16 protein-coding genes are annotated in these 22,293 nt (G+C 43.9%); 11 read left to right on the forward strand and 5 right to left on the reverse strand.

Annotated elements, in window-relative coordinates:
- Positions 1-138 precede the first annotated feature (138 nt).
- From sugE to L5M29_RS05510, 4 genes are all read left to right on the forward strand, one after another.
- Positions 139-453, forward strand: a complete 315-nt coding sequence (sugE, locus tag L5M29_RS05495; RefSeq protein WP_028761104.1) for a quaternary ammonium compound efflux SMR transporter SugE — start codon at positions 139-141, stop codon at positions 451-453.
- 425 nt (positions 454-878) lie between these two features.
- Entirely contained in the window at positions 879-2,405 is a 1,527-nt protein-coding gene (gene gndA, locus L5M29_RS05500; protein ID WP_212600846.1) for an NADP-dependent phosphogluconate dehydrogenase, read from the forward strand.
- 753 nt (positions 2,406-3,158) lie between these two features.
- Complete coding sequence (locus tag L5M29_RS05505; RefSeq protein WP_263166640.1) at positions 3,159-5,273, forward strand: S8 family serine peptidase; 2,115 nt, start codon at positions 3,159-3,161, stop codon at positions 5,271-5,273.
- 10 nt (positions 5,274-5,283) lie between these two features.
- The gene (locus tag L5M29_RS05510) at positions 5,284-5,748 is read left to right on the forward strand and encodes a hypothetical protein (RefSeq protein ID WP_006085523.1); all 465 of its coding nucleotides are present in this window, start codon (positions 5,284-5,286) and stop codon (positions 5,746-5,748) included.
- Between the two features lie 46 nt (positions 5,749-5,794).
- On the opposite strand, the gene L5M29_RS05515 is transcribed toward L5M29_RS05510, so the two are convergent.
- Positions 5,795-6,697 (reverse strand): LysR family transcriptional regulator, encoded by a 903-nt coding sequence (locus L5M29_RS05515; protein WP_126491613.1) that lies wholly within the window; start codon positions 6,695-6,697, stop codon positions 5,795-5,797.
- Positions 6,698-6,859: 162 nt separating this feature from the next.
- Here L5M29_RS05515 and L5M29_RS05520 point away from each other — a divergent pair, with 162 nt between their 5' ends.
- Together L5M29_RS05520 and L5M29_RS05525 are read left to right on the forward strand one after the other, a co-directional pair.
- Positions 6,860-7,342 (forward strand): DoxX family protein, encoded by a 483-nt coding sequence (locus L5M29_RS05520; protein ID WP_263166641.1) that lies wholly within the window; start codon positions 6,860-6,862, stop codon positions 7,340-7,342.
- Between the two features lie 97 nt (positions 7,343-7,439).
- Complete coding sequence (locus L5M29_RS05525) at positions 7,440-8,255, forward strand: DODA-type extradiol aromatic ring-opening family dioxygenase (RefSeq protein WP_263166644.1); 816 nt, start codon at positions 7,440-7,442, stop codon at positions 8,253-8,255.
- A gap of 146 nt (positions 8,256-8,401) precedes the next feature.
- Here L5M29_RS05525 and L5M29_RS05530 read toward each other — a convergent pair whose 3' ends face one another.
- Entirely contained in the window at positions 8,402-9,277 is an 876-nt protein-coding gene (locus tag L5M29_RS05530) for a 1,4-dihydroxy-2-naphthoate polyprenyltransferase (protein WP_028761099.1), read from the reverse strand.
- A gap of 342 nt (positions 9,278-9,619) precedes the next feature.
- Between L5M29_RS05530 and L5M29_RS05535 the strand changes: the two genes are divergently transcribed.
- The 4 genes from L5M29_RS05535 (at position 9,620) to L5M29_RS23745 (ending at position 16,703) form a co-directional block, all read left to right on the forward strand.
- Positions 9,620-10,558 carry an SDR family NAD(P)-dependent oxidoreductase gene (locus L5M29_RS05535; protein ID WP_173243966.1) on the forward strand — a complete coding sequence of 313 codons (939 nt, stop codon included), beginning with the start codon at positions 9,620-9,622 and terminating at the stop codon, positions 10,556-10,558.
- A gap of 236 nt (positions 10,559-10,794) precedes the next feature.
- Positions 10,795-11,661 carry an acyl-CoA thioesterase II gene (gene tesB / locus L5M29_RS05540; RefSeq protein WP_263166646.1) on the forward strand — a complete coding sequence of 289 codons (867 nt, stop codon included), beginning with the start codon at positions 10,795-10,797 and terminating at the stop codon, positions 11,659-11,661.
- Position 11,662: 1 nt separating this feature from the next.
- Positions 11,663-12,064, forward strand: a complete 402-nt coding sequence (locus tag L5M29_RS05545; protein WP_028761096.1) for a YbaY family lipoprotein — start codon at positions 11,663-11,665, stop codon at positions 12,062-12,064.
- A gap of 739 nt (positions 12,065-12,803) precedes the next feature.
- Positions 12,804-16,703 (forward strand): S8 family serine peptidase, encoded by a 3,900-nt coding sequence (locus tag L5M29_RS23745; protein WP_317633245.1) that lies wholly within the window; start codon positions 12,804-12,806, stop codon positions 16,701-16,703.
- A 91-nt stretch (positions 16,704-16,794) separates the two neighbouring features.
- Here the strand turns inward: L5M29_RS23745 and L5M29_RS05565 are convergent, their stop codons facing one another.
- Positions 16,795-17,676 (reverse strand): LysR family transcriptional regulator, encoded by an 882-nt coding sequence (locus L5M29_RS05565; RefSeq protein WP_028761094.1) that lies wholly within the window; start codon positions 17,674-17,676, stop codon positions 16,795-16,797.
- A gap of 162 nt (positions 17,677-17,838) precedes the next feature.
- Here L5M29_RS05565 and L5M29_RS05570 point away from each other — a divergent pair, with 162 nt between their 5' ends.
- The gene (locus L5M29_RS05570; protein ID WP_219234031.1) at positions 17,839-19,086 is read left to right on the forward strand and encodes an MFS transporter; all 1,248 of its coding nucleotides are present in this window, start codon (positions 17,839-17,841) and stop codon (positions 19,084-19,086) included.
- 16 nt (positions 19,087-19,102) lie between these two features.
- Here the strand turns inward: L5M29_RS05570 and L5M29_RS05575 are convergent, their stop codons facing one another.
- Together L5M29_RS05575 and L5M29_RS05580 are read right to left on the reverse strand one after the other, a co-directional pair.
- Positions 19,103-20,482, reverse strand: a complete 1,380-nt coding sequence (locus L5M29_RS05575; RefSeq protein ID WP_173497699.1) for a sigma-54-dependent transcriptional regulator — start codon at positions 20,480-20,482, stop codon at positions 19,103-19,105.
- 4 nt (positions 20,483-20,486) lie between these two features.
- The gene (locus L5M29_RS05580; RefSeq protein ID WP_028761091.1) at positions 20,487-22,283 is read right to left on the reverse strand and encodes an ATP-binding protein; all 1,797 of its coding nucleotides are present in this window, start codon (positions 22,281-22,283) and stop codon (positions 20,487-20,489) included.
- Positions 22,284-22,293: the final 10 nt, after the last annotated feature.

Genomic DNA, 22,293 nt, shown 5'->3' on the forward strand with positions numbered 1-22,293 from the left:
AACTATCACGCACAGCTATCACGTACTGTTATCACGTACAGCTATATCACCTACAGTTTTACTGTAATCAAATGGCTTAGGGACGACCCTAAATACGCCTAATCTGACATGGGGACGACCCCTTTATGGGAGTTCACTATGAGTTGGTTCTTATTAGTTCTTGCGGGTTTATTTGAAATTGGTTGGGCTATAGGGCTTAAATATACCGACGGTTTTACGCGTTTGTGGCCAAGTATCTTTACAGTAGCGTCGATGGCAGTGAGTGTGTTGCTACTAGGACTCGCGGTTAAGCAGCTACCTATCGGTACGGCTTACGGCGTGTGGGTCGGCATTGGTGCTATGGGTACGGCGATTGCGGGAATTATCCTCTTAGGAGAAGGCGTTAGCTTACTTAAAATTGCCAGTTTGATATTGATATTACTGGGTGTTTTAGGGCTTAAACTTGCCCATTAATTGACGGTTCTACTAGGGCGTGTTGACGTTTCGAGATTAAATTTTGTTCGCTCTGGCAAGCTCGTGATCACGAAACGAGGAGTGACGTGTAGTTATTCTACTCAAATGACGAGTGACAAAGAGCAAGAGCTTGCCAGACGAACCCTTCGGGCAGCGTTTGGCTGGCGTTTCTGCTGCGTTATCGCCCGTTTATGTAGAATAACTACACTGCACGGGCTTTGCCTTGCATAAAGCCAGCCAACTCGCTGCAAAAACAACCCTGAAACGTCAACACACCCTAGATAAAATGAGACCTAAACGATTGGTACTTTCGGCACAATCGAAATTGCCAATCGTATGTCTCTGGTAATTAAGTTACAAAGATCGGTATAATTACCCCTCAAAATTGGTTAGCTCTAACCTCTGTGACCCGTGGGAATAATATAATGCAAAACCACAGCAATCTTAATGATATCGGCGTAATTGGCCTTGGTGTTATGGGTAAAAACCTTGCGCTAAACATCGCAGATAACCAATATCACGTCAGCGCGTTTGACCTCGATCCTGTTAAAGTTAATGGTGTAATACAGCAAGAAAAACAGGAACGTGCTGGACTCGAGTCTCGCATTCTTGGCTGTGCTAATCTTACCGAAATGTTAGCCAGTCTCACAAAACCCCGTATTTTTGTGCTTTCTGTTCCCGCGGGTGCACCCGTCGATGGTGTCTGTAGTGCTTTGATTTCTGCCGGAATTGAGTCCGATGATATTGTGATCGATACTGGTAACAGCCTATGGACTGACACTGTTGAGCGTGAAGCGCGCTACAAAGGGCAGTTTGTATTTTTCAGCTCTGCAGTTTCGGGCGGCGAAGTCGGTGCGCGTTTTGGACCCTCACTTATGCCTAGCGGTGATATCGATGCATGGCACCATGTTGCGCCGATTTGGAAAGCGATTGCCGCTAAGGTTGATGCGAGTACAGGTTTACCCATAGAGCGCTTTGAGCCGGGTAATCCCGTGACAGAAGGCGAGCCATGCACGACTTATATTGGTCCTGCGGGTTCTGGCCATTATGTGAAGATGGTGCATAACGGTATTGAATACGCTGACATGCAGTTGATTTGCGAAGCGTATCAAATGCTGCATGACGGTTTAGGCATGAGCGCTGCAGAAGTGGGCGATGTGTTTGAACGCTGGAACAAAGGCAGTTTAAACAGCTATTTGATGGGGATCAGTGCCGAAGTCTTAAAACAAGCCGATCCATTAACGGGTAAACCGCTGGTGGAAATGATCTTAGATAAAGCGGGCCAAAAAGGCACGGGTTTGTGGACGGCCGTGAGCAGTTTACAAATTGGCTGTCCGGCGCCGACGATTGCTGAAGCTGTGTATGCGCGCGCCGTAAGTACCCAAAAATCCTTACGTCTACAACTCAGCCAGAAATTGGCTGGGCCAAATGCACCTGTTATCGATGACGCACAAAAAGCACTGTTGATTGAAGCCCTTGAAAGCGCGTTATATTGCGCGAAAGTGTGTTGTTACGCCCAAGGCTTCCAGTTGATGGCGATGACGGCTCATGAACAAAAATGGCAGTTAGACTTTGCTGAAATTGCAAAAATTTGGCGTGCGGGTTGTATTATTCGCGCGACTTTCTTGCAATCAATCACTCAAGCCTATGAAGACAAATCTGATCTTAGCAATCTGTTGATGGCGGACAGTTTTGCGTCTGCCTTGTCTGAAAAGCAAGGCCTATGGCGTACCGCAGTCGCGACTGCGGTGATGCAAGGCATTCCAGCACCTTGTATTAGCTCGGCTCTTGCGTATTACGACAGTTACCGCTGCGAAACATTACCGGCAAACTTGCTCCAAGGTCAGCGTGATTTTTTCGGTTCCCATACATTTGAGCGTATCGATACCCCAGCCGGCGAGAAATATCACTTAGATTGGAGCGCCAAAGAGCGCACCTTAGCTAAGGTTTAATGTTCGTGAAAACTCGTATATAGTATTTTATAAAGACCCTCAATATTGAGGGTTTTTTATGCTTGCACGAAATGACAATTAACTCATTAGCGCCAAAGATAATAGTTTATTTCCGCAATAGCCTATTACTTTTCGAGATTAACCTTATGCCTTGGGTTATAAAGTTAAATATGAGTCAGTAAGATCAAGTTGATGGATTCTAGTCTTCTGAGTATGGTTAGTGATTCTTATATGTATTCTCTCTTTTCAACCCGCCATAAGAATAGTTTTTTAATAATATTGCTGTTCGGCATTTAGACTAAGTATGTTTTTTCATACTTGCTTTAGCGTATTTATTTCTCACATTAATAGGTATTTCATGCTGTAAAATATGCATCTTTCGTAAAGATGTAACAATTTATTTTAAATTTTAAACATTCTACCAAATAGCTTTTATTTACTTAAATATTTATTGGTTTGACTTATTTTTTTGATTTTGTAGGTATTTACCTCATTTGCAAATGAGAGGTTAAGGCTGTTGCTATTTTTGTGCATGGATGCTTAGCTCACATTAAATCTACTTTTCTGTTTATTGTTGTTTTCATTTTGATTACTTGTGTGTTAAAAGATGTATCACCATCAAATGCTAATATTGGTTTTTTGGTGGTTAAATAATAACTAAAATAACAGTATTTAATGCGGATAAAAGGCGAGTGAATTCTAGCTATCCAATATTAAATTATAAGATGTAATGACAAGAAGGAATGTCTATCCATGCGTATGTCCATTGTTGCATTAAGCATCACAGCCGCCTTATTGGCAGGTTGTGGAAGTGACAAAAAGGCTCCAGAGCCAGTCGCTAAGATCAACACAGCACCAACAACTGCCGATATGATCATTGATGTGTCGCAGTCTCTATTATTTACTGGCAAATTAGATGCGACAGATGCCGAAGGCGGTTTGACTTACTCTTTAGTTGATCCAACTGATTTAAAACTAGGTACTTTGACTTTAGTTAATAAAAGTACCGGTGAATTTACTTATGCTTCCAATGCCAGTGAAGGCACTGATGTTGTCAGATTTAAAGTATCTGACGGTCAGTATCAAGCAGAGGGCACATTAACAATTCATATCAAAAATGGCGATCCCTTATATGCTTATCAATGGCATTTGAAAAACACAGGCCAGAATTCTTTTGCATTGAATCGTGGTATCGCTGGCGAAGACATGAATGTTAGTGAAGCAATTTCAAAGCAAGTTATGGGTCAAGGCATCACAGTTGCCGTTGTGGATGATGGCTTGGAAATTTCTCATCCCGATCTGGTCAATAATACTGTCAAGGGAGGATCGTATAATCTGATCACAGGTTCAGTTGATCCTACACCTTTTTCTGGTGAATCTGGTCACGGCACTGCAGTGGGCGGGATTATCGCAGCAGAAGGTTGGAACGGTATTGGTGGTCGTGGTGTCGCCCCAAAGGCACAACTAATTGGTTTTAACTTCTTAGATTCCGATCCGACAGGTAAAGTGACAAATGTTCAAACATTTGAAAATTTTACTAAATCACATGGCGCTAGTGCTTACAGCGACAGTGCGCGTGTTTTTAACCAAAGCTATGGTTACAGTGTTCCTTTCCCACACGGTTTTGATGAGGATGAGTCTGAGGTATATCGCGATGTGGCCACTCAGAGCTTTGATGGAAAAGGGAGTATTTTCGTTAAATCTGCAGGTAATGGTTATGACTATTACCGTTTCAGTACCTTTTGGCTTCCAGGTGATTATTTTTCTGCTACAGCCGAAAACCCTGCTAACCATGGATTACCTTTCCATAATTCAAACATGTCCAGTGATAATGCAAACGTCTACAACTTAGTCGTTAGTGCAATCAATGCTAAAGGCGTGTTATCGAGCTATTCATCTGTAGGTTCTAACATTTTTGTTACTGCACCTGGTGGTGAATACGGTGAAGATAACCCAGCAATAGTGACAACAGATCGTGTAGGTTGTGAGAATGGCTCTGCGATTGCAGAAGATCGCCCAAGTACGCCGTTCCATGGTGGATTACATCCTTTAAACTCAAATTGTGATTACACTTCAACGATGAACGGTACCTCATCAGCGGCACCAAATACTTCAGGTGCAGTCGCTGTGATCATGAGTGCAAATCCTGATTTGACTTGGCGTGATGTACGTCATGTTCTAGCCAAAACATCAACTAAAGTGAATGCTGATATTGCGACTAAAACCGTTACTATTGGTGAGGGTGAAGGTGCTCCAGAATATGCTGCTATTCCGGGATGGCAACAAAATGCTGCGGGTTATTCATTCCATAATTTTTATGGTTTCGGCCGAGTTAACGTAAGCGAAGCGGTAAAATTGGCTAAATCCTATGCTGAGGATTTAGGTGAATATGTGGTAACTGAATGGCAAGCGAGCCAAGAATTGGCAAAAGCTATTCCTGACGCGGACGTCAATGGTGTTAGTGATACTCAGATGGTAGCGGATGATTTAATCATTGAAGCTGTACAAATCGAGTTAACGGCAGATCACTTACGTCTACCGGATCTTGCTGTTGAGCTAATATCTCCAGCAGGAACGAAAAGTGTATTAATGACACCTTATAATGGTATGGTATATCAAGGTGTTATGGATAAAACAGATCCTGAAGATCTCATTACAGGCTTTGATGCAACGCCTATGCTGTCTAATGCTTTCTATGGTGAATCAGCTAAGGGAGAATGGACTATCAAGCTTATTGATGTGAATAGTGGTAGCTATAAATTTATCAAATATGATCAAGGTTATATCTCTATTCCTAATGAAGCTGATGGAAAACTAAAAGGTTGGTCAATTCGTTTCCATGGCCATGCTGCCAAGTCTGCATCTTAAGGAGTATTAAATGAAAGCGTTGAATTTATCATTAGTTGCAGTTGCTCTTACGTTATCTGCACAAGTTATGGCACATGACAAAGTTGATTTGGTTGAACCTCAAGGTGAAACACAAGGCGTCACAGTCAGTCGTGCTGAATTTTTGGGTACTGACAACCAATATTTTGTCAAAACTGATGCTGGCGTGAAGCAAGCTAAACAGTTAACGAAAGGACAGAAAGTAGTGACTCAGTCTGGTAAGCCATTTGCAGAAATGACAGGCAAATTGGTTGTTAAGCTTAAACCTGGCGTTTCAGCTGAGGATTTTGCAAAAGTTCATGGCCTGAAAGTGGATTGGCAAAACAAGAGTAATTTACTCTTGTTAGCCGCTGAAGATGGCACTGATCTCATCAACCTAGTGAACGCGATTAAAGCGTCCCCTGAAGTTGAACGAGCTAAGTTAGACCGCGCCATTGCCAAGCAAGAAGTACAGTAATTTTTGTTTGATTTAAAAGGGCCTATTGGCCCTTTTTACTTTGGTGTTATGTTTTAAATTCATCTACAGAAAAAGCGATCAGCTTTTGCCAGAGTGCTTGGGCGACGGGGCCTAAAGGTGAGTGGGGTTTTCGCATCACATAGTAATCGAGTTGAATGTTGTTTTGCCTTTCACGCAGATCCAGTGCAATCAACGCGCCCTGTTTGAGTGAATCTACAATCATATAGTGCGGCAGCTTGCCCCAGCCCATACCACTTTGAATAAGCATTTTCTTGGTATAAAAATCATTAACATACCAACGTCGTTGCCCCGCCTGTACCCCAAACTCAATATTCGCAGTGCCTGAGCCCGTATCTTGGATCACGATTTGGTATTCATTAACGAGCTCTCGTGCGTAGGTCAGTGTTGGATGACGCTCAAGCATGCGCGGTGCGGCGACATCGAGCAGACTACCGGAAAATAAATAGGCTAATTCTAAATGACTCGAGCGTATGGGCTCAATTCCGCCTGCGGAGATGATGATTTCGGCTTTATCTTGATTCAGCGCTTCGAGTGCACCAGTTAAAAACTCTTGTTTGAGAATAATTTGGGTATAGGGAAACTCATTTTGAGTCAGCTCTAAAATCGGCAAAATTCGAGCGAGATTAAAGGAGGCTTCAAAAGCTAAGGTGATGCTTGCTTCGTTACCTTTGGCTAAATGCTTCGCTACTTGCTTCATTTCTTGCGCTTCATTCAGTACCCGCAGGGTATGTTGCAGCAGTTTTCGACCTTGCTCAGTGATGGCTAGTCGATAACCTTCGCGATTAAACAGGATAAGATCGAGTTGAGATTCTAACTGTTTGATACTTTGACTAATGGCGGGTTGGGTTTTATGCAGCTTGTCACTGGCAGCTTTGAGTGAGCCCGCCTCAGCTACGGTTTTAAACATCAGCAGTTGGTCTAAGGTCACAAGGATTGCTCACAAGTCATAAATTATTAGTTTATGAGATATTAGATTTTATTCCATATTTATTTATCTTTTATCGGCTCATAATCGATTCCATTCTCGCTCGTCGTCTGCGAATTTATGCCCAAGACTGACGGCAATATTAAGATCAATGGGGTGTGTGCGATGCGATTTTCAAACTTATGTGATACCAAGGGGTCAAGTATCAATGGCTTAGTTGTAGAGATTGATACACAGAAGTTATTCCTTTGTGCCAATACACTCAATCGCGCCGCTGCAACCGTCACATTGGCGATGAGCATAGTGTTTTTCATCTCGGGATTTGCCAAGTTATTTGGCGTGTCTATGTTCCATGTTCCGTTCACATTAATGAATCTTCCCACTGGTTTTGGTTATTTTATTGGTTTGATGGAAGTGATTGGCGCCCTTGGGTTGTGTCTACGTGACTACCGAGTGCTATCGGCGAGCGGTTTACTGGCGATTATGATGGGGGCGATTTATTTCCACTTTAACTATGAAGCGCCGATTAATGCATTGCTGGCATTGAGTTTATCGGCAGGACTCTTTCTGATTATTAAACTGGATGAAATTGTTGAGCGTTTAGTGCGATTTCAGCGGCAGTTGGTGCTGAATCGCTCCGCTTTTTAAGCGTGCATTGAAGTGTTATGTAGAACAGTGAGTTAAGTGAGAAATACTGAGTTTAAAGCCAGTAGTACAGATATAAGTTAATCAACACGAGAGGATTATGATGCAAGTTAACGCGAGTCGTATGCCTGTGCTATTTGTGCCCCACGGTGGTGGCCCAATGCCTTTGCTCAATGATGTTAATCATAGGGAATTGCGTGCATTTTTAACTTCAGTAATAGTGTCAATAACAGCTCCGAAGGCGATTGTGTTGATCACTGCCCATTGGGAAGAATCTGTGGTGACTTTGTCGAGTAGCCCAAAGCCAAGTATTTTGTATGATTACTATGGATTTCCACCTGAGGCTTATCAGCTGACATATCCTGCACCCGGTGAGCCAGAATTAGCCGCACAGATTGCGAATATGCTAGCGGATAAGGGCATCGCCGCCCGCTTAGATAGCGAACGCGCATTCGATCACGGTACCTTTGTACCACTTAAGTTGATGTATCCTGAGGCGAATATTCCCGTGGTGCAGATGTCGTTAGTCGATAGCCTCGATCCTAAAACCCATATAGCGATTGGGGAGGCTTTAGCTCCGCTGCGGGACCAAGGGGTGTTGATCGTGGGGTCTGGCATGTCGTTTCACAATATGCGGGCTTTTTTCTCAAGCGATCTCACAGTGCAAAGCCGCAGTGCAGAATTTGATCATTGGTTGACGCAAACTTTAACGGCAAGTGTTAGTTTTGCCGAGGTAAAAACAGCGTTAACTCATTGGCAATCAGCCCCTGAAGCGCGTTTTAGTCATCCGCGGGAAGAACATTTATTACCGCTACATGTGTGTTTTGGTGCAGGCCATAATGGTTCATCCCATGCCGAACGCAACTTTAATGGTATTTTGTTAAACACGCTGATCTCTGGTTATATCTGGCAATAAATGGAGGGTAGGATTTCCCTCGTCGATAATAAGCCAAATTGAAGTTGTGTTGCGGCCAATAAAAAAGGTTCGTATCTATCGAAGATATGAACCTTTTTATATTCAGCATTGAGCTGTGGTGTAGCATTAGCTTAGCTGATTTACTCTTATGCGGTAAACACTAAACCCACGCTAAACAAGGTACTGAAAATCATGGTTAACTTAGCTGTACGGCCGAGTAACGGATTTAAGGCTTCACCAGAAACGGCATAAAAATCGCTACTGAGTTTGCGGGCAATAAGCAGAGATAATCCCGCAAGTAGTACTGGTAAACCGGGTAAAATACCGAATAAAAAGCCTGCGATGACTAAGCCAAAGGGCAAATAGATTAAAGCTTGATAAAGCACTTTTGCCTGAGCTTCGCCGATACGTACTGCTAGAGTATGCTTGCCCGCTTGGGTGTCGGTACGGATGTCGCGAGTGTTATTCACCAACATAATCGCAGCGTTAAACAAGCCAATCGCACAGCCTAATAACCAAGCATTAATAGTTGTATCGCCCGCCTGCAGATAATAACTGCCCACCACTGCAACTAAGCCAAAAAAGACAAATGCCGCTACTTCACCGAGCCCATGGGAGGCTAGGGGATAGGGGCCACCACTGTAGCCAAGAGCACCTAAAATAGCGGCTGCGGCGAGAATGGCGATGGGCCAGCCTCCGTGCCAAATCAGATATGATCCCACGGCAAGCGCCATTAAGAGACAAAATATCATGGCATTGCGAACGCTTGTTGGTGAAATTAAACCACTTTGAGTCACGCGAACGGGCCCTAAGCGCTCGTCTGTATCTATGCCGTTTTTAAAATCAAAATAGTCGTTAGCGAGGTTGACGGCGATTTGTAATAAGACAGCACACAACATTGAAGTGGCAGCGATTAACCAGCTGTAACTCTCAAGATGCAGGGCGAGAATGTTGCCTATCAGTAGGGGACCTATGGCCGCGGGTAGCGTACGGGGTCTTATTGCTAAAATCCAAGGATTCATGGCGTCCAGTCATTATTGGTAAATGGGAATGGTACCGAGCAAGGGCTCAATTAGCGCATAGCATAACAAGATTTAACACGAAAGTGAGCACTATCTAATAAACGCATTTAACAGAGTTTGAATTGGCGCACATATGTTCACTGATGCAGGATGAGATTTGTCGTTAAGTTCAAAGAAAATCAAAAAAGTCTGTGTTTCCATAGTTAATGTTAATGGAGGCTTTGTGCTGTCCATGACATAGGCGTAACGCTAAATACTCTGTTTAGTCGATAGCATAGGTGGTTGTTACCCTATGCTCGTTATTTTTTGCCGCTACAACAATGCCGATAAGGACATATTTGGATGCGTTTTGACAATAAGGTGGCATTAGTCACTGGGGCTGCGGCTGGGTTAGGTCGAGCGTATGCCATCATGTTGGCTGAACGGGGGGCAAAAGTGATACTCGTCGACCAGCCGTTATCGTCTTATGAGTCAATTTCCACCGACGGCGCTCAGACGAGCCAAGCTAACTTAGAATTAATGCAGACCTATTGCAGCATTATTAAACTCGGTGGAGATTGCATTTATTTTGTGCTTGATGTGAGTCAGCGAAATGAAGTGAATAGCATGATTGAAGAGGTTATCCTACGCTGGCATCGCATTGATATCTTGATTAATAACGCGGGCGTTTATGGTGCTTGTCCCTTTGAGCACATTAAACTTGAGCAGTGGCAACGGCAATTGGATGTCGATCTCAATGGCAGCTTTTATCTCACTCAAGCTGTTTGGCCTTATATGCAACAACAGCATTTTGGCCGGATAATGATGACAACGGGAGCCTCGGCCTTGTTCGGTGACTTGCACCAAGTTGGTTTTAGTGCGAGCAAGATGGCGCTGGTCGGCATGGTGAATAGCTTATCATTAGAAGGTGAAATTCATAATATTCGAGTCAATAGTTTATGCCCTCAGGCCGTAACCGCGATGACGGCCAAACATTTAGCGAGTGCGATTCAGCCGCTATTTTCCTTTGAATCATTAACTGCTACTACGGCTTTCTTGGTGAGTGAACAGGCGCCAAATGGTCAACATCTACTCGCCGGAGCGGGCAGTGTTAGCCACGGCATGTTTGTCGAGTTTCAGCCTATGTATTTTAATGAAGGTCTTTTTACGCCAGATAACCTCGCGCAGCAGTGGCCACAGTTACACCAATCCTTCCCCGTGACTTTGCACTCCTGTGGAGAGGATAAGGTTTTGTCTTGGTCTAAGTTAAGTGCGCTAGAACATCACATTAAAATCGATTGATTCATCATGCTTGTATTTGAACTAAGCCTGCATCTATAGCGATTTAAATGCAGTAAGTGGCTCAATAAAGCCGTAAATGCTAAGCACAATAAATAACACAGATACTCCAACGTGCCTCGTTTAATTCCTCATCGTTGAGTGATGATTTGATTGTGAATCATCGATAGAAGACTGGTCAGCTTAAGGCTAACTGAGTTACCCTTTAAGATTAATTGCTAATTACGCCGTAGGATCCCATGAGTCAGGTATTAGACGATCTTTTATCATTACTTTCCCTTGAGCAAATTGAAATTGGCCTCTTTCGTGGTCAAAGCCAAGATCTGGTTTTTGGGCATGTGTTTGGTGGTCAAGTGATGGGCCAAGCACTGAGCGCCGCAAAACAGACAGTAGCTGCTGAGCGTAAGATCCATTCATTACACTCCTACTTTTTACGTGCAGGTGACGAGAAGTTGCCGATTGTTTATGAAGTAGAAAATATGCGTGATGGCGGTAGTTTTAGCGCTCGTCGGGTTAGTGCTATTCAAAAAGGTCGGCCGATTTTTCATATGACCTGCTCCTTCCAAGAACCTGAGGAAGGTTTTAGTCATCAAGCCGCTATGCCGCAAGTACCCGGACCTGAAGGTTTGTTGAATCAGCAGGAATTGGCGCTGACGATGCGGGATAAAGTACCGCCGAGCATACTTGAAAAGTTTATGGCCGATGCGCCAATTGAGATGCGATTGGTCAATCCACTGCACCCTTTTGCGCCTAAAGAAACCGAGCCGTACCGTTATGTTTGGATGAGGGCTAATGGTCCTATGCCAAATGATGCCCATATCCATGAATATTTACTCGCCTATGCCTCAGACTTTAACTTTTTAGTCACGGCAGCTCAGCCCCACGGTGTATCCTTCTTAAGTCCTGGGGTCCGAATGGCGACGATCGACCACGCGATGTGGTTCCATCGCCCGATTAATATGGGAGAGTGGTTGCTTTACAGTATCGATAGCCCTAATGCTAGCGGTGGCAGAGGTTACGTCAGAGGGCAGTTTTTCAATCAACAAGGCGAGTTAGTGGCTTCTTCTACCCAAGAAGGCCTGATACGCATGGTAAAAGGACGTTAGTATGTATCTGAAAATAAAATCGTTTATATTGTTCTCTCTCATGGCTGTCTTGCTCAATGGCTGCGTGACAGTAACACCTGATCAACCGATTATCATCAATGGCGCAGCTGGCTATCTAGAGAAGATCCCATTACCTCAAGGCTGCCAAATCATTATTGCCATTATTGATTTGAATACTCCAGGTGTCATCGTCGCACAAAAAACCTTCAATATCGCCAGAGCACCTGTGCCATTTAAATTTACATTGCCCGCTAAATCGATCGATAAAAGTATCCAATATGGGGTAGTGGCGATGATCAAGTTTCAAGACCAAGTGATCTTCCAAACCTATGACAGGTTCCCAGTTATCAATAATGATAAGTTCACGACAGAAGTGTTAATGAAGGCGGTGATGGCGAATTAACCACTGGCCACAACTGCAATAATATTGTTTTTATATTGATGAAGATTTAGCCCTTTCAATTCTATATTGAAAGGGCTTTTTTGTGATCATTAATCCGCTTGCTATGCTGTAAATGTGAGATTAAATATTAACTTGCTCTATACAGAATTAAGAATATTAATGCATAAGTTAGTTAATTTTTATAAGGGTATCATTTTGTAAAATATCATACAAATACAATATGTATATATTTTGTTAAATTAATGATGTGGTTTTTGTTGTTTATTATTTCGTAAAAGATCTTTTACGTTTATTTTGTAACTAATGATATGTATAAAAAAGAATATTTATTTACGGGTATTCATTCTGTTTAACCTAAGAGTATTTTTGAGCTGACACTTAAAGGTTAAGTTTAACTATATGATTTAATGTTTATTATTTGTTTTTATCGATTTTTATACTACGACTTATCGTTGGGACATAAAACAGTCTGATAAAGGTTATATGGATTTATTTTAACAAGGTATGAGCTTGTTCATTATTTACTGAATTACGTTCTGTTAACTTACTGTTTTAATTTGTATCATCACGTGTTACAAATTATCGCGATAAAACTCAGTGATCATCATCACAGTAAATTGAATGGTTATTCATAAAAAATGTCAGTTACGGGTGATGTTTTTGGTTGCCGCAGCGTTTTCATGCCACCCAAACCTGAGTTTTATAAATCATACAACTTATAAGAATTAGGGAAGTCACAATGAAAACTAAAATAGCATTAGCAGTGTCTATGGCACTGTTATCGTCGGCGGCAAATGCACAAACCGTATTATCACCTACGGGTGAAACCTTGCAGTTAGATATTCCAGTTGAGTTATTGCGCGATTCGGCTCGCGGCCAGATAACGACTGTAACGCTTAAAAATTCAGAGGCTAAATTTGTCCCTGAAGCTGATTTAGCCGATGAAGAATATACTTATATTGTTAGGTTGCGTGATAGCGCGGTGGCAAATTATCAAGGCGACATTCCTGGATTTAAAGCAACTAGCCCTCAGCGAGTAAAGTCAACCTCTCAGAGTAAAAGTTCTGGTAATGTAAAACTCAATGTTGCAGCACCTGAGGTTAAGATTTATGCCAGTTTCCTTGAGGTTAAACAGGAACGTTTTATAACCAATGCGAGCGCAGCTATTGGCAGTCGCCTCGAGCCCATCACGACTTATCAGTATGCGCTTAATGGTATGGCTGTACGTATGACTCAGGCTCAGGCAATCAAAATGGCTGAACTGCCTGAGGTTGTTTTTATCGAGCGTGAGCGTGTAGAACAGCTTGAAACCGATGTAAGTCAAGTGTTGCTTGGCTCCCCAAAGGTATGGGACGGTAGCGCCACTGGCACTAAAGCCATGGGTGAAGGCGTGATCGTCGGTATAATCGACTCTGGCATTAACTCAGATCATGCGTCATTCGCTGATGTTGGCCAAGATGGCTATGATCACACAAACCCATTAGGTCAAGGTATCTATATTGGTGATTGTAAAACTGATTTTGCGAGCATGTGTAATGACAAGTTGATTGGTGTGCGCAGTTATCCTGAAATTACCAACATTTATGATGACGCTGATATTTTTGGCGCTACGCCGCCAGAAAAAAATGGTGAAGATTATGGCGGTCATGGCTCCCATGTGGCTGGCACAGCAGTGGGCAATATTTTATTGGATGTGCCTTATTTGGATGGGGAGACTGGAAAACTTGAAGGCGACGGCATACCCAGTGGTGTTAAGTTCGCTCAGATTTCCGGTGTTGCTCCTCATGCCAATGTTATAGCCTATCAAATATGTGCGCCAGGAAACCAAGGGGATAAATACAATGGGTGTGAAACCGTACCTATTCTAAAAGCCATTGATGATGCGATTAAAGATGGTGTGGATGTTATTAACTTTTCCATCAGTGGTGGTGGTAACCCATGGAATAGTGCAACAGAGCAAGGGTTCTTAGCCGCGCGTAATGCGGGTATTTTTGTTGCTGTTGCAGCTGGCAATACTCGCACAGATATAGAGCAAGTACCTTATTCCACCCCTAAAAATGCCCCCTGGTACACATCAGTAGCAAACTCTACGCACAGTCGTGAAGTTGTACGAGAACTAGAGTTTAGTGGTAAAACCTATGACTTCACAATTGGTTCTGGTCCTGTTCAAACCGAGGTTGTAAAAGGTATTCCTATTTTTGCGGGAACGGTTGATGCGACAAATGTTGAGGGATGTAAAGAGTTTCCTGCTGATGCATTTAAGGAAAAAATTGCTGTTATTAAGCGTGGAACATGTGATTTCACTGTAAAAGTAGCAGGAGCTCTATCGGCGGGTGCAAAGGCAGTGATCGTCTTTAATAAAGACGGTGAAGGTAATAAGCATTTAAAAATGAGCTCACTTGAAAAGTTAAATGTTCCTGCAGTCTTTATTGGCAATACCGATGGTTTAGAGTTAGTTGCAGCCATTGCGGCAAATCCAGCTCACGAGTTGACATTAGCACCTATGCCTCAAATATTGAATAGAGAAGCTGATGTCTTGGCTGACAGTTCCCTTATCGGTCCTAATGGTACTAATGATGTGATTGTGCCTTTTGTTGCGGCCCCTGGTAGTGATATTTATGCCGCCAATGCGGATCAACAGTTTGGCCATGATAAAACGGGTACAGCTCCGGCTGATTTCACGTTGATGTCAGGTACTTCAATGGCAAGTCCTCACGTTGCGGGGGCAGGTGCTTTACTCAAATCACTGCACAAGGATTGGACGCCAGATAATATCCGTTCTGCGCTTATGCTGACCGCGACCACAGCCCAAGCAATGAAAAAAGCTGACGGTAAAACTGTTGCAGATCCATTCGACGTGGGAGCAGGTCGTATTCGAGTCGATTTAGCCGCAAAAACGGGCTTATTGATGGATGAAAGCGCACTGAATTATGAAATTGCTAACCCTGCTGTCAATGGCGATCCACGTAAACTCAATGTGCCAAGTATGGCGGATTCTCGTTGTGTAAATTCCTGTAGTTGGAAACGTACAGTTACTGCAGTTGAAGACGGTGCGTGGACGGCAAAAGGCGTCGCAGCTACCGATAAATTCGCGTTATCTGTATCGCCAGAGAGTTTTACCCTGAAAAAAGGCGAGAGCCAAACCATTACAGTGACCGCCGATGTGGCACAAGTGGGGGCTGATTGGGGATTTGGTAATTTAGTGCTTGAATCAGCTAGCTTCCCAACGGCAACTATGCCTATAGCCACTAAAATTGCGAAACGTAACCTGCCTACTTTAGTAAGTATTGATGCAACACGTAATGCAGATGAGCTTAATTTATCGCAGTTAAAAGCGGTTGACTTTGCGAGTGTTGGTGCAGAGGTGACGGCATTGAAGCTGAGTCGTACTATCGAGTCGAGTGTTAAACAAGACTCAGATAATTCAAGTTATCTGGATGATTTAGATGATGGAGTGCAACTCTTTAAGTTTGATGTGGATGACAACGCATTATTATTTCGTGCTTCAATCAGCTATACCACATCTCCTGATTTGGATATGTATGTACTGCGAGATAAAAACGATGGCAGTAAGATAACGAGAGTCGCCTCATCAGCGAGAATTGGTTCAGAAGAAAGTGTGCTAATTAATGCTCCAGAGAAAGGCACTTATATCGTGATTGTACAAAACTATGAAGCATCGACGGCGACAGCGGATGATGTATTTGGTTTGAAGCAATTAACGTTTTATAACAATGAAACAGCAGGAGATAATTTAACCGCAAGCCTTACCGGTGATAATAAGGACTTTAATATCAAATTTGCATGGAAGGAAGCGTTAAAAGTCGGGGATGATGGTTTGGCTATGCTGACCTTAACCACCGGTGATGACAAAATTGCCCCTATTAAGTTGCCAGTAGTATTTGAGCGTGTTGGTGACGATGTACTTCCGCCTTTAGGTAATGTACTAAGTGGTGAATTAACACCTGGCACCGCTAAAGTGATGAAGACACGTATTGAAGCGAACAAAACGCAAGAAACCCGTGTTTACACCCTAGAGGCGTTATTACCAGAAGGTCACGAAGTGGCTAATATTAGCCATCAAGGCGCACAAGTGGGCAATAAGATCACTTGGACTATCGAAATGGCCTCAGCTGCTGCGGCATTAGATGTCACCTTTGACTTAGTGCCACGTAAGGCGAGTCAAGGCAACATAGTGGCATTGACCAACAAAGTGAATAACGACTCGGCTGAAATCTTGAAGCAGGAGTATCAATTTGATGTTCCAGAAGTGGCGCCAGTAGCTGTGATTGAAGCTCCTGCCACTGTCCAAGAAGGTAAACCTTTGTTCATCGATGCGAGCAAGTCGTCGGATGCCAACAATGATCCTTTGACCTACAAATGGACTCAGTTAGGGGGCACCAGCTTTAACTTTGACGCTAATGCGGCCAAGCTTAATCTCGTTGCACCAAACGTGAGTGGCTCTGCTCAGACTGTTTCATTCCAACTGACAGTATCTGATAACCACGGCAATAAAGATTCAAGTGTTGTGTCTGTATCTGTGACTGAAACACCAGCCAAGAAAGATGATGGTGGTGCCTTAGGTTGGTTAAGCTTGTTGTTGCTACCTTTTGCTTTTGGTCGTCGTAAACAAGGCTAAACCCTCAGAGTAAAATCGGAAGGTTTAATGGTAAGAGAGAAGGGCTGATATTGATATTGATATCAGCCCTTTTTGTATTTGCTGGTTTGTGTTAGCGATTTGACATTAAAAAATCGACAAATGCGCGGTCTGCTTGGCTGACAGGGCGCTGCTTTTTCCATGCAATATGGAGGTTTAAAAATACCGGTGGATCGAAGGGTTTGGCTAAAATGTCATCTTTTGAGCTTATCGCCATCTCAAGTACACTGGTGATCCCAAATCCTTGGGAAACAATCTGTTTAATCAGATTAATCAAATTGGTCTCGAAGGCAATATTGGGCTTTTTGCCTAATTCTTTGGCTTGAGAGAGTATCCACTCTCGGTGGAAATAACCTGTTTTGAACATCACTAATTCATGGTCGAAAAAGTCATGTAGACTCACAGCGCTATGTTCCGCTAAAGGGTGTTCGGCACCCATAGCGATCACCATTTGCTCACGGATCAACAACTGACTATCAAATTCGGGCTGTAGGTCTTGGGCGGTAATGATCGCAATATCCACTTCTTCCTGTTGCAACATGCGCAGTGCATCCCGGGTACCGCCTTCAAACAGTGATAGTTTCAATTCGGGGTATTTATGCCGAAAAGCCATTAAGCGCGAGGGGAGATAGAAAGAACCCAGCATGCCCGGCACGGCAATGCGGACCTCTCCCGAGGTGAGATTGGCCATGGCGCGGATTTGCGCTTCGGCCTGCTTAACTTGTTTTAGGATCAAAGTGGCGTGTTGATGCAGGACTATACCTTCGGCCGTGAGTGTGAGCAGTTTATCATTCTTGTTGCTCGTACGATTGACTAAGGTGACGCCGAGTGCGACCTCTAAGCGTTTGATACTTTGACTTAACGCGGGCTGAGCCATATTCAGTTTCTTGGCTGCGGCGGTAAAGCTGCCGGTATTGGCTAGGGCATCTAAATGTTTGAGTTGGCGAATATCCATTAATCGGGCTCGTACTATTTTATCAGTGGCAAGATGTGCACTTTTGGCGCACTATTTCTATAACAAAAATCAATGATTACGATAGATATTATCTATTATTGTTATGTTATGCCCAGTGATAATCTTTGTCTATCCTATGAGTGATACTTGGTCGAGGCTCCCGTGCAAGCCGTATTAGATACTATGATTGACAATAAACAGCGTGACACCCGATTGATGTGGGCGCTCTGCGTCGCTTCAGTGGTGGTCTATATCAACTTGTATTTAATGCAAGGCATGTTGCCGCTGATTGCGGAACATTTTGCGGTATCAGGCTCTAAAGCAACCTTGATCCTGTCGGTGACCAGTTTTTCCTTAGCCTTTTCATTGCTCTTGTATGCGGTACTGTCAGATCGTATCGGTCGACACACTCCAATCATTGTCAGCTTGTGGTTATTGGCATTGTCTAACTTACTATTAATTTGGGCACCGGATTTTAATGGGTTAGTGCTAGTACGATTGCTACAAGGTGCATTACTCGCTGCCGTACCTGCGATTGCCATGGCGTACTTTAAGGAGCAATTATCACCAAGCACTATGCTGAAAGCCGCAGGCATTTATATTATGGCGAACAGTATTGGCGGGATTGTTGGACGTCTGCTCGGTGGTTTAATGTCGCAGTTTTTATCTTGGCAAGAATCTATGTGGTTGCTGTTTCTAGTGACGTTAGCGGGGGTGGCTTTAGTGAACTATTTGCTGCCTTCACTTGCCGATGCGCAGTCGATGTCACCCAGTAACACTGAGCCTTCCTTATCAAAACGCGCCCGTTTAGCGCAAGATCTTCATGGCTTTAGTCATCATCTGACCGATGCGCAAATGCGTTTGGTCTACGCGATTGGCGGCTTGACCTTTATGATGATGGTGAATCAATTTAGCTTTATTCAACTGCATTTGATGGCTCCACCCTATGAATGGAGTCGTTTCCAAGCCACCTTGATTTTTCTGTGTTATTCCAGCGGGACTATTGCGTCGTATTTCACTGCGAAATGGCTCGCCAAATTTGGTCAACATAAATTATATCAATGGTCTTGGTGCGTGATGTTGCTCGGCAGTTTACTGACCCTGTTTGATACCACTTTGACCATTAGCTTAGGTTTTTTAATGACCGCCTGTGGGTTCTTCCTTACCCACAGTTGCTGTAATTCCTTTGTTGCAATGCGGGCCAGTCGTGATCGAGCTAAGGCGACGTCACTCTATTTATGTTGTTATTACTTAGGTGCTGCGATTGGCGGCCCTTATTTGATGATGTTTTGGCATGAGGCGCAGTGGCGCGGTGTGGTGATGGGATCGTTAACCTTATTAGCCTTGATTGCCTTAGCAATCACCCGTTTGCATTACCATCAAACTCATGTCAAACGGGCGTTGGTCTAAAGCTTAAATATGCCCTTTAGTCATCGGAATTAATGTATTGTTTGCGGTCTAAATCGTATTTACGCATTTTGTCGTAGAGGGTTTTGCGGGGCAGTTCTAGCTGCTCCATGGTCTGCTTAATACTGCCCTTGTTGTGGCTAAGTGCTTCTTCAATCAGTACCCGTTCAAAAAACTCTACCCTTTGTAGCAGGGACATACTCGAGTGCAGGCTTGGAGTATTGCCTAACGTGCCAGCAAAGGCGGCTTCTCCGCCCAGTAGCACAAAGCGTTCAGCGAGATTACGTAACTCACGCACATTGCCTGGCCAGTCGTGGGAAGTAAGTATCGCGTTTTGCTCCGCATTTAAGGCGATAAGCGCTTTGTGATAGCGTGCCGATGCGACGCGGGCAAAGTGTAAAAAGAGTAACGGAATATCTTCACGGCGATCTCTCAAGGGAGGGATGGGCACAGTCACCAGATTTAAGCGATACAACAAGTCTTGGCGGAATTCCCCAGTGTCACACAGGCTCTTTAAATCTACTTTAGTGGCGGCGATTACCCGTATATCAAGGCTGATGCTTTTGTTTGACCCTAAGCGTTCAACCTTACGGTCTTCAAGTACCCGCAGCAGTTTTACTTGCAGCGACAGTGGCGTACTTTCAATTTCATCTAAAAATAATGTACCGCCGTTGGCGTATTCAAACTTACCAATGCGCATCTTATCGACGCCAGTAAAGGCCCCCGCTTCGGCGCCAAAGAGCTCACTTTCAATCAGGTTTTCGGGGATTGCACCACAGTTGATGGCGACAAAGTTGGCTTGGCTGCGGCTGCTGTGGTCGTGTAAATAGCGGGCGACAAGTTCTTTACCTGTACCGGTTTCGCCTTCAATTAACACATCCGCAGGCGTATCTATCACTTGCGTTATGATGTGGCGCATACGGTTGATGCCGACACTGTTGCCCAAAATACGAGGGCCCGGTACGCTTTGGCTTTCGAGATCCTTTTTAAGCTTGCGGTTCTCTAAGGTCAGACTGCGTTTTTCTAAGGCGCGTTTAACTACATCGAGTATATGTTCGTTATTAAAGGGTTTTTCGAGGAAGTCGTAGGCGCCTTGTTTTAACGCATTGACTGCCATGGCTATATCACCAAAACCAGTGAGTAGCACGACGGGGAGATCGGGATCTTGCAGACGGATTTGTTGCATTAAGCTGATGCCGTCTAATTGTGGCATGTTGACATCCGATATCACCATTCCCGCCCAATCTTTATGCAGCAACTTAGCGATACCTTTGGGTTCTGTGGTGGCGAGCGCCTTAATGCCCTCCAGTTCAAATAGTTGAACGAGAACTGTGCCTATGTGCGGCTCATCGTCGATGATGAGAACAGAATAATCTTGAATTGAATTGGGCACACTCATAAAACTAACGTTCCTCGAGCAAGTAAATAGGTAAAATAATCTGGAAAATAGCGCCACCCTCTTCGGCATTGGCAACGTTAATTTGGCCTTGCATGGATTCGATAATACGTTGTGAAATCGATAAGCCTAGCCCCAGTCCGTGCCGTTCGTTGGTGGTAAAGTAGGGTTCGAAGATTTTCTCCATTTGGCTTTCACGTACACCCGGGCCTGAATCTTGGATACTGATGCAAAACTTATCTTCACTGGTCACGCGGATAACCAATTGGCGTTTAACCGATTGTTGCATAGCAACAATAGCGTTGCTCATAATGTTGACAAACACTTGTTGTAATCTAACCTTATCGCCCCAAACCTGATAGTTGCCGTTGGGTAATTGCACATCGAGTTCAACACCCTGTTTATCAATAGCAGGTTGAACTATGGTCAGGGCTTGCTTGATACAGCGGCCAATATCGGTTGCGCTATCAGCGCCTTGGCTCTTGCGGGTAAAACTTTTAAATTGCCCAACAATATCGGCTAATCTGTCGGTAAGTTCAATAATAATCTTGATATTATCCAGTGCCTTATCTTGCATATCACGGGCGAGAAAAGTTTGGGTATTTTGGGCATAGCTGCGAAGTGCCGCGAGTGGTTGATTGAGTTCATGGTTAATACTGGCGGATAAACTGCCGATCACTGTCAGTTTTGCCGCTTGGATCAGCTCATCTTGAGTATCTTTGAGCTGATTGTTGGCCTGCTGTAAGTCCTGAGTCCGTTCTTCAACTCGCTGTTCTAACAGGCTTTGCGCTAGTTGCATTCGGTGTAGATTGCGACGGCGCTCGGCGTTAAATAGGATGCTGAGTGCCAGCAAAAGATAAATACTAGCTGACAGTAACATCAGCGCGGGCAAAGAGGTCAGTAAAGGTTTGATTGGCGCTAAGATGTGTACTCGCCAGCCTGCCTTCGCCATTGATTGGTGGATGTCCATGTATTGTTCATGGTCTGTACCCGTTTGCAGCTGGTAGAGCATAGCTTGACTACCACTTTCATAGGGCGGCTTCATCAACAACTCTCCTATGGGACGTTCTGCATAGCGTTTAGAGGCATTAAGGGCATATTGCTTGGCTTGGGTAAGCGGGGTTAGTGATTTTAACCGCCATTCATCGATACTGGAAATAAAGACGATATCTTCAGGATCACTGATAAGGAACTGATACTGACCCGCAATTGCGATACTGGTACTTTGTTGCTCTATGTCGGCAATATTAACTTTGACTATGATGGCCCCAAGTATGCCTTTACCACCTTGTTGATAAATAGGGTAAGAGAAATAAAATCCGCGCTTATCTGAGCTGGTACCCACTGCATAATAACGGCCTAGATTGCCCGAGATAGCATCTGTGTAATAGGGTCTAAAGGAGTAGTCCTTGCCAATAAAGGAAAAACTTTGTTGCCAGTTACTGGCGGCGATGGCGATACCTAAGGCATCGATCAGATAGATATCGGATGCTTCGGTGACATGCTGAATTTCTTCGAGATATAAATTAAGCTCTTGGACTTTATCAGGATTCTGCTGGTCGTTCAGGACATTGGCGAGCATTGGGTTAGTCGAGAGCACGTGGGGAATACTTTCGTAGCGCGATAGTGCACCATCGAGAAAACTGACTAATTCCTTTAGTTGTTTCTCCGATTGCTTTTGGATCTCAATTTTACCTTGATGCAAATGCACCCAGTAGGTCAGTTTGAGGGTTGCAAATAGGCCTGCAAGTAACACAACGGTCAGAAAGAGGCGTTTCTTGGCCTTAGGCGTCATGGGCAACATGGTGGTTATC

This window comes from Shewanella sp. SM95 (assembly GCF_025653595.1).
In the GTDB taxonomy this organism is placed as follows: Bacteria; Pseudomonadota; Gammaproteobacteria; order Enterobacterales; family Shewanellaceae; genus Shewanella; species Shewanella oncorhynchi.

What these genes read in the sequence shown, in the direction of transcription:
- L5M29_RS05580 (WP_028761091.1), bottom strand. Translation starts at nt 22,283, where the DNA reads ATGTTGCCCATGACGCCTAAGGCCAAGAAACGCCTCTTTCTGACCGTT.
- L5M29_RS05505 (WP_263166640.1), top strand. Translation starts at nt 3,159, where the DNA reads ATGCGTATGTCCATTGTTGCATTAAGCATCACAGCCGCCTTATTGGCA.
- L5M29_RS05545 (WP_028761096.1), top strand. Translation starts at nt 11,663, where the DNA reads ATGTATCTGAAAATAAAATCGTTTATATTGTTCTCTCTCATGGCTGTC.
- gndA (WP_212600846.1), top strand. Translation starts at nt 879, where the DNA reads ATGCAAAACCACAGCAATCTTAATGATATCGGCGTAATTGGCCTTGGT.
- L5M29_RS05530 (WP_028761099.1), bottom strand. Translation starts at nt 9,277, where the DNA reads ATGAATCCTTGGATTTTAGCAATAAGACCCCGTACGCTACCCGCGGCC.
- L5M29_RS05510 (WP_006085523.1), top strand. Translation starts at nt 5,284, where the DNA reads ATGAAAGCGTTGAATTTATCATTAGTTGCAGTTGCTCTTACGTTATCT.
- L5M29_RS05575 (WP_173497699.1), bottom strand. Translation starts at nt 20,482, where the DNA reads ATGAGTGTGCCCAATTCAATTCAAGATTATTCTGTTCTCATCATCGAC.
- sugE (WP_028761104.1), top strand. Translation starts at nt 139, where the DNA reads ATGAGTTGGTTCTTATTAGTTCTTGCGGGTTTATTTGAAATTGGTTGG.
- tesB (WP_263166646.1), top strand. Translation starts at nt 10,795, where the DNA reads ATGAGTCAGGTATTAGACGATCTTTTATCATTACTTTCCCTTGAGCAA.
- L5M29_RS05535 (WP_173243966.1), top strand. Translation starts at nt 9,620, where the DNA reads ATGCGTTTTGACAATAAGGTGGCATTAGTCACTGGGGCTGCGGCTGGG.
- L5M29_RS05565 (WP_028761094.1), bottom strand. Translation starts at nt 17,676, where the DNA reads ATGGATATTCGCCAACTCAAACATTTAGATGCCCTAGCCAATACCGGC.
- L5M29_RS05520 (WP_263166641.1), top strand. Translation starts at nt 6,860, where the DNA reads ATGCGATTTTCAAACTTATGTGATACCAAGGGGTCAAGTATCAATGGC.
- L5M29_RS05525 (WP_263166644.1), top strand. Translation starts at nt 7,440, where the DNA reads ATGATGCAAGTTAACGCGAGTCGTATGCCTGTGCTATTTGTGCCCCAC.
- L5M29_RS23745 (WP_317633245.1), top strand. Translation starts at nt 12,804, where the DNA reads ATGAAAACTAAAATAGCATTAGCAGTGTCTATGGCACTGTTATCGTCG.